Source organism: Dellaglioa sp. BT-FLS60 (genome assembly GCF_054941065.1).
Genome location: NZ_JBSOLI010000036.1, coordinates 294,875 through 302,859, shown reverse-complemented (window position 1 = coordinate 302,859; position 7,985 = coordinate 294,875). Strand labels below are relative to the sequence as shown.

Annotated in this window: 3 protein-coding genes, 8 tRNA genes and 1 rRNA gene; all 12 read left to right on the top strand. The window is 37.1% G+C overall.

All coding sequences use genetic code 11. The features are described 5' to 3' along the window. Nucleotides 1-10 precede the first annotated feature (10 nt). Nucleotides 11-126: ribosomal RNA gene (rrf, locus tag ACVQ8P_RS08830) — 5S ribosomal RNA — on the top strand. A gap of 14 nt (nucleotides 127-140) precedes the next feature. Then, nucleotides 141-213: transfer RNA gene (locus tag ACVQ8P_RS08825), tRNA-Val, on the top strand. A 3-nt stretch (nucleotides 214-216) separates the two neighbouring features. Next, a tRNA-Lys gene (locus ACVQ8P_RS08820) sits at nucleotides 217-289 on the top strand. 19 nt (nucleotides 290-308) lie between these two features. Continuing rightward, a tRNA-Leu gene (locus ACVQ8P_RS08815) sits at nucleotides 309-390 on the top strand. A 14-nt stretch (nucleotides 391-404) separates the two neighbouring features. Then, nucleotides 405-480, top strand: a tRNA-Thr gene (locus ACVQ8P_RS08810). 15 nt (nucleotides 481-495) lie between these two features. Next, nucleotides 496-567 (top strand) — tRNA-Gly (locus ACVQ8P_RS08805). 11 nt (nucleotides 568-578) lie between these two features. After that, nucleotides 579-667: transfer RNA gene (locus tag ACVQ8P_RS08800), tRNA-Leu, on the top strand. 14 nt (nucleotides 668-681) lie between these two features. Next, a tRNA-Arg gene (locus ACVQ8P_RS08795) sits at nucleotides 682-755 on the top strand. A gap of 6 nt (nucleotides 756-761) precedes the next feature. After that, nucleotides 762-835, top strand: a tRNA-Pro gene (locus ACVQ8P_RS08790). A 134-nt stretch (nucleotides 836-969) separates the two neighbouring features. After that, nucleotides 970-1,437 (top strand): CtsR family transcriptional regulator, encoded by a 468-nt coding sequence (locus tag ACVQ8P_RS08785; protein ID WP_462298829.1) that lies wholly within the window; start codon nucleotides 970-972, stop codon nucleotides 1,435-1,437. A 14-nt stretch (nucleotides 1,438-1,451) separates the two neighbouring features. Then, nucleotides 1,452-3,932: an ATP-dependent Clp protease ATP-binding subunit gene (locus tag ACVQ8P_RS08780; RefSeq protein ID WP_462298828.1), complete on the top strand. Its 2,481-nt coding sequence runs from the start codon at nucleotides 1,452-1,454 to the stop codon at nucleotides 3,930-3,932. A 392-nt stretch (nucleotides 3,933-4,324) separates the two neighbouring features. Next, a complete protein-coding gene (rpoB, locus tag ACVQ8P_RS08775) occupies nucleotides 4,325-7,915 on the top strand; it encodes a DNA-directed RNA polymerase subunit beta (RefSeq protein ID WP_462298827.1) in 3,591 nt (1,196 codons plus the stop codon). Nucleotides 7,916-7,985: the final 70 nt, after the last annotated feature.

Here is a 7,985-nt window from a genome sequence, read left to right as displayed (position 1 = left end):
AAAAAAAGAGTGTGGTGGCGATAGCAAGAAGGATACACCTGTTCCCATGTCGAACACAGAAGTTAAGCTTCTTAGCGCCAAGAGTAGTTGGGGGTCGCCCCCTGCGAGGGTAGGACGTTGCCATGCTTTTTTTATTATTTGGAGGTTTAGCTCAGTTGGGAGAGCGTCTGCCTTACAAGCAGAGGGTCACAGGTTCAAGCCCTGTAACCTCCATTTGAGCCGTTAGCTCAGTTGGTAGAGCATCTGACTTTTAATCAGAGGGTCGACAGTTCGAGCCTGTCACGGCTCATTTTCAATTCCACATTTTTGCGGGTGTGGCGGAATTGGCAGACGCACTAGATTTAGGATCTAGCGTCGTAAGACGTGGGGGTTCAAGTCCCTTCACCCGCATCATTTTCAATTATGCCGACTTAGCTCAGTTGGTAGAGCACCTGATTTGTAATCAGGGGGTCGGGCGTTCGAATCGTCTAGTCGGCACCATTTTTTAATTTTTTTGCGGAAGTAGCTCAGTGGTAGAGCATCACCTTGCCAAGGTGGGGGTCGCGGGTTCGAATCCCGTCTTCCGCTTTTCAATAAATGCCGGGGTGGCGGAACTGGCAGACGCACAGGACTTAAAATCCTGCGGTGAGTGATCACCGTACCGGTTCGATTCCGGTCCTCGGCACCATTTATTGTTTTAATGCACCCATAGCGCAACTGGATAGAGTGTCTGACTACGAATCAGAAGGTTGTAGGTTCGACTCCTACTGGGTGCATATTTTCGGGAAATGGCTCAGCTTGGTAGAGCACCTGGTTTGGGACCAGGGGGTCGCAGGTTCGAATCCTGTTTTCCCGACTAATTTAAAAAAGGAATTTAAACGTAATGTTTAAATTCCTTTTTTTGTTGACCCAAGGCAAATGACTTTCATTTTTGATTTATATTTCGTATAATTAAAGTCAACATTAGTCAAACTATTTGAGGTGATGAATATGCGGGGTCAGAACATTTCTGATGTGATTGAAAAGTATTTTAAAAAAATCCTTTCGGAAGAAAAAGAAATAGTTATTAAGCGTTCCGAAGTGGCTGAATTATTTAATTGTGTGCCATCACAAATAAATTATGTTATAAATACTCGATTTACTATTCAAAATGGGTATGTGGTTGAAAGTAAACGTGGTGGCGGTGGATATATTCGGATAGAAAAAGTAAATCTTTTTGCAGATCAAGAATTTATTCAAACACTAGAAAATTTAATTGGCACGAATGTATCTCAGCAAGAAGGATATGATATTATCCAAAGTTTATATGATGAAAAAACGCTAACAAAAAAGGAATCTAATTTAATCTTAGCTACAATAAAAAAAGATGTTTTTCTTGGAATAGATACAAAATTGGAAAATATGATGCGGGCTAAAATGCTAATTAATTTAATTAATCGCTTACGATATGAAGAGTAGAAAGAGGTAATAATATGGACAATTTATTTACTCCGAGTGCAAAAGAAGTTCTTATTCGAGCACAGGAATCGGCTAAGCACTATCGTCAGCAGGCGGTTGGTACTGAACATTTACTTTTAGCTTTATCTGAAGTACAAAATGGTGTTGCAGATAAAGTGTTGAAACAATTCAATATTGATCCAGAAGATATAATGGAAGAAATTGAAAGATTTACTGGCTATGGATCATTGAGATTAACAAAAAATGATAGCTATTTACCCTATTCACCAAAGGCAAAAATGATTTTATCAATTGCTAACGATGAAGCAAAAAATTTAAATGCAAATAAGGTGGGTACGGAACATCTTTTATTGGCATTAACAAGTAATAATGAAATATTGTCTTCAAGAATAATGAGTAGTTTGAGTGCTGATATTAAACAAGTACGCAAGCTTATCTTCCGTCAGCTTGGTGTTAGTGAAGTTCAAATAAGGCAAAAAAATCGTGGAAATAAAGAAAATGCCGTACAAGGAACGCCTACTTTAGATGAATTAGCACGTGATTTAACTAAAATGGCGCGTGATAAGCAAATTGATCCTGTGATTGGTCGAGATTCTGAAGTTAAAAGATTGACTCAGGTATTAAGCCGTCGAACTAAAAATAATCCAGTGTTGATTGGTGAACCAGGTGTTGGTAAAACAGCGATTGCTGAAGGTTTTGCCCAACGATTAATTGACGGAAATGTTCCTGAAGATATGGTTGGTAAACGATTAATGATGCTTGATATGGGATCTTTAGTTGCTGGGACAAAATATCGTGGTGAATTTGAAGATCGTTTGAAGAAGATATTAAAAGAAATTTACACAACTAAAGATGTTATTTTATTCATTGATGAACTACACACACTAATTGGTGCTGGTGGTGCTGAAGGTGCGATAGATGCATCTAATATTTTGAAACCAGCATTAGCTCGTGGTGAAGTTCAAGTAATCGGTGCAACTACATTAGATGAATATCAAAAATATATTGAATCTGATGCTGCTTTGGAACGTCGTTTTGCGACGATAACAATCAAAGAACCAACTGAAGAGCAAACGGTTGCTATTTTAAAAGGACTTCGACCTAAGTATGAGGCCCATCATCATGTGCAAATTACTGATGGCGCGATTGAAGCAGCTGTTGAACTAGGGAATAGATATATTACAGATCGTTTCCTACCTGATAAAGCAATTGATTTAATGGATGAAGCAGCAGCACAAGTTCGGATTGAACGTCCAAATACGAAGTCAAAATTAAGTAAAAAGCAAGATCAACTTGATGAGTTACGTCATCAAAAAGATGAAGCTGTAAGTCAACAAGATTTTGAATTAGCAGCGGGTATTCGTACAAAAGAAATGCGTGTTAAAAAACAAGTTGAAGACTTGGAAGCTGAAAAAGTTGCTGCTGTTGAATCTAAGACAGAACATTATGATTTGAAAGTAACGAGTGAAGAAGTGGCAAACATTGTTTCTGATTGGACAGGTGTTCCACTTCAACAATTGAATAAGAGCGAAAGTGAACGCTTGATGCATCTTGAAGATGTCTTGCACGAACGTGTCATTGGACAAAATGAAGCTGTTAGTTCAATTTCAAAGGCTATTCGTCGTGCTAGAAGTGGCTTGAAGAATCCAGCCAGACCAATTGGCTCGTTTATGTTCCTTGGACCAACTGGTGTTGGTAAAACTGAATTGGCTAAGGCACTCGCTGAAGCCATGTTTGGTTCTGAAGAGGCAATGATTCGAGTAGATATGTCGGAATACATGGAAAAATACAGTACAAGTCGTTTGATTGGTTCACCACCAGGTTATGTTGGTTATGATGAAGGCGGACAATTAACTGAAAAAGTTCGTCAAACACCTTATTCTGTTGTCCTTTTGGATGAAGTTGAAAAAGCACATCCTGATGTTTTTAATATTTTACTTCAAGTTTTAGATGATGGGTATTTGACGGATTCTAAAGGACGCCGTATTGATTTCAGGAATACAATCATTATCATGACATCTAACTTAGGTGCAACTGCTATTCGCGATGAAAAATTTGTTGGCTTTGGTGTTAAAACTGAGCAAGATGAATATAAAGCAATGTCTGGGAAAATTCGAGCGGCTTTGAAAAAATCATTCCGTCCTGAATTTTTGAACCGAATTGATGAATCAATTATATTCCATTCATTAACTAAAGATGAATTGCATGAAATTGTGAAATTAATGACTAAAGAAGTTCTTGATCGTTTGAAAGATCAGGGAATTAAGGTTAAAATTTCATCTGCAGCTATTGATGTTATTGCTAAAGCTGGTTTTGATCCAGAGTATGGTGCTCGACCAATTCGTCGTGCGCTACAAACGGAAGTTGAGGATCGATTAAGTGAAGCACTTCTTTCTGGTCAAATAAAAGATAATGATAATGTCACGATTGGTGCAACAAAAGGTGTTATTAAAGTGACAATTAAAGAACCAAAAGTTAAAGCAGCAGTAAAATAGATTTAAAAGTGTGACTATATAATGTAGTCACACTTTTTTTAAGCATTAAAATATGAAAATTTGATTATTCAACCTATAATTGAAGTATTGGATAAAGAACTTACATTGTAGTTGTTATCAAATTTAGTAAGCATGAACTATTGACTTCTAAGCCAATAGCGTATATGCTAATTAAATGTATAATACTGTGAATTTTTATAGCTGATTACGATCTATTGTCCGTAAGAAGCCTTATAGAGAGACAAAAATGGTTATTGTTTAAAAAATAAATAAACTATTTTTGTTTTTTCTTTTGCCAAAAAAACCGATTTTTTCGTCTAGTATGCATTTTGTAATCAAAATGTAATATAAAATCATCGGACTTTGGCAGGTTTACAGAATAAATTTGAGAGGTGACTAATTTGGCTGGACATTTAGTAAACTACGGTAAACACAGTACACGTAGAAGCTACGCACGTATCAAAGAAGTTTTAGATTTACCTAATTTAATCGAAATCCAAAGTGATTCTTACCAATGGTTCTTGGATGAAGGTCTTCGTGAAATGTTTGAAGATATCATGCCAATTGACGATTTTGCTGGTAATTTGTCATTAGAATTTGTTGATTACCAATTATTAGAACCTAAATACACTGTAGATGAAGCACGCGCACATGACGCAAATTATTCAGCGCCATTACATGTCACATTACGTTTAACTAACCATGAAACTGGCGAAATTAAATCACAAGATGTTTTCTTTGGTGATTTCCCATTAATGACAGAGCAAGGCACATTTATTATTAATGGTGCCGAACGAGTTATCGTTTCTCAATTAGTTCGTTCACCAGGTGTTTATTACAATGGTTCATTAGACAAAAATGGTCGTGAAACATACGGCACAACTGTTATTCCTAACCGTGGTGCATGGTTAGAATATGAATCAGATGCTAAAAATATTTCATACGTACGTATTGATCGTACACGTAAAATTCCATTAACTGAATTGGTCCGTGCCTTAGGATTTGGTTCTGATGATGAAATTATTGAAATGTTGGGTAACAATGATAGCTTAATGCTAACACTTGAAAAAGATGTTCATAAAAATACGGATGATTCACGTGTTGAAGAATCTTTAAAAGATGTTTATGAACGTCTACGTCCCGGCGAACCTAAAACTGCTGATAGTTCACGTAGTTTATTGACGGCACGTTTCTTTGATCCAAAACGTTACGATTTGGCTCCAGTTGGTCGTTACAAGATTAACAAGAAACTAAGTTTAAAAACACGTTTATTGAACCAAACGTTAGCTGAAACATTGGCTGATCCAGATACTGGTGAAGTCCTTGCACAAAAAGACACTGTCATTGATAAACAAGTTATGGAAACGTTAGCCCCTTATCTTGACCGTTCAGATTTCAAAACGGTTACTTATCATCCAGCAGAAGATGGTGTTGTTACTGAACCAATGGTCCTTCAAATTGTTAAAGTTTACTCTCAAGTAGACCCAGAACGCGAAATGCCAATGATTGGTAACGGTAATATTGACTTACAATACAAACATATTGTACCCGCTGATATTATTGCTTCAATGAACTACTTCTTTAATTTGAAAGAAAACATCGGTTCTGTGGATGATATTGATCATTTAGGTAACCGTCGTATTCGTTCAGTTGGTGAATTATTACAAAACCAATTTAGAATTGGGTTATCACGTATGGAACGTGTTGTACGTGAACGTATGTCAATTCAAGATACAACAACTGTTACACCACAACAATTAATTAATATTCGTCCTGTTGTGGCTTCAATTAAAGAATTCTTTGGTTCATCTCAATTGTCACAATTCATGGATCAAACCAATCCACTTGGTGAATTGACGCATAAACGTCGTCTTTCTGCCTTAGGACCTGGTGGTTTGACTCGTGATCGTGCCGGATATGAAGTTCGTGATGTTCATTACACGCATTACGGTCGTATGTGTCCAATTGAAACGCCTGAAGGCCCTAATATTGGGTTAATTAATAGTTTATCAAGCTACGCACGTGTTAACCGTTATGGTTTCATTGAAACACCATACCGTCGTGTGAGTTGGGAATCACATCAAGTAACTGATAAAATTGATTACTTGACTGCTGATGAAGAAGATAACTATGTTATTGCACAGGCTAATTCACCATTAAATGAAGATGATTCATTTGTGAATAATCTTGTTATGGCTCGTAATCGTTCAGAAAATGTCGAGATTAATATCGATAAAGTCGATTACATGGATGTTTCACCTAAACAAGTTGTGGCCGTTGCTACAGCATGTATTCCTTTCTTGGAAAATGATGATTCTAACCGTGCCTTAATGGGTGCCAACATGCAACGTCAAGCTGTTCCTTTAGTTAATCCCCATTCACCACTTGTTGGTACAGGGATTGAATATAAAGCAGCTCATGATTCTGGTGTGGCTTTAATCAATAAAAATGAAGGTACTGTTGAATACGTTGATGCACGTGAAATTCGTGTTCGTCGTGAAGATGGCGCTTTAGATAAATACAAATTAATGAAATTCCGTCGTTCAAATGGTGGTAAAAACTACAACCAACGTCCAATTGTTCGTGTGAATGATCATGTTGATGCTGATGAAATTTTAGCTGATGGTCCTTCAATGGAAAATGGGGAATTAGCTTTAGGTCAAAACCCATTAGTTGCCTTTATGACTTGGAATGGTTATAACTTTGAAGATGCTGTTATCATTAACGAACGTCTTGTTCGTGATGATGTGTATACATCAATTCATATTGAAGAATTCGAATCAGAAGCGCGTGATACAAAATTAGGACCTGAAGAAATTACTCGTGAAATTCCTAATGTTGGTGAAGATTCATTAAAAGATCTTGATGAATTTGGTATCGTTCGTATTGGTGCTGAAGTTAACGATGGTGATATCTTAGTTGGTAAAGTAACGCCTAAAGGGGTTACTGAATTATCTGCTGAAGAACGTTTATTACATGCTATCTTTGGAGAAAAGGCTCGTGAAGTACGTGATACTTCATTGAAAGTTCCTCATGGTGGTGGCGGTATTGTTCAAGATGTTAAGATCTTTACGCGTGAAGCAGGGGATGAATTAAGTCCTGGTGTTAACATGATGGTTCGTATTTACATCGCACAAAAACGTAAGTTACGTGTTGGTGATAAGATGGCTGGACGTCATGGTAACAAGGGGGTTGTGTCAATCGTTGTTCCTTCTGAAGATATGCCTTACATGCCAGATGGTACACCAGTTGATATTCTCTTGAATCCCATGGGTGTTCCTTCTCGTATGAACATTGGCCAAGTTTTAGATCTTCATTTAGGTATGGCTGCTCGTAAATTAGGTATTCATGTTGCAACACCTGTTTTTGATGGTGCTCGTGATTCAGATATCTGGGATGTCTTTAAAGAAGCTGGAATTTCAGAAGATGGTAAGACAATCTTATACGATGGACGTACTGGTGATGCATTTGATAAACGTGTTTCTGTAGGGGTTATGTACTACATGAAACTTGCCCACATGGTTGATGATAAAATTCATGCTCGTTCAATCGGACCATACTCATTAGTAACGCAACAACCATTAGGTGGTAAAGCACAATTTGGTGGACAACGTTTTGGTGAAATGGAAGTTTGGGCACTTGAAGCTTATGGTGCTGCTTATACGTTACAAGAAATTTTAACGTACAAATCTGATGATGTTGTGGGTCGTGTGAAAACATACGAAGCAATTGTCAAAGGTGAACCAATTCCTAAACCAGGTGTTCCTGAATCATTCCGTGTTCTTGTTAAAGAATTACAGTCATTAGGATTAGATATGAAAGTACTTGATGCTAAGAAGGCTGAAATTGAATTACGCGATATGGATGATGACGATGATGATATCGTTAATGTGGATGCGTTAAGCAAATTAGCTAATGAACAAAAAGAGAAAAAAGCTAAAGAAGAAGCCAGCAAAATGGCTGCTGAAATGAATAAAGAATAATTTTGGCTTAGTTACTGAACTTGAATTTGTGTTGATGAAGCTAATTTTCAATTTGAAAAAGGTCAACGCA

What these genes read in the sequence shown, in the direction of transcription:
- ACVQ8P_RS08780 (WP_462298828.1), top strand. Translation starts at nt 1,452, where the DNA reads ATGGACAATTTATTTACTCCGAGTGCAAAAGAAGTTCTTATTCGAGCA.
- ACVQ8P_RS08785 (WP_462298829.1), top strand. Translation starts at nt 970, where the DNA reads ATGCGGGGTCAGAACATTTCTGATGTGATTGAAAAGTATTTTAAAAAA.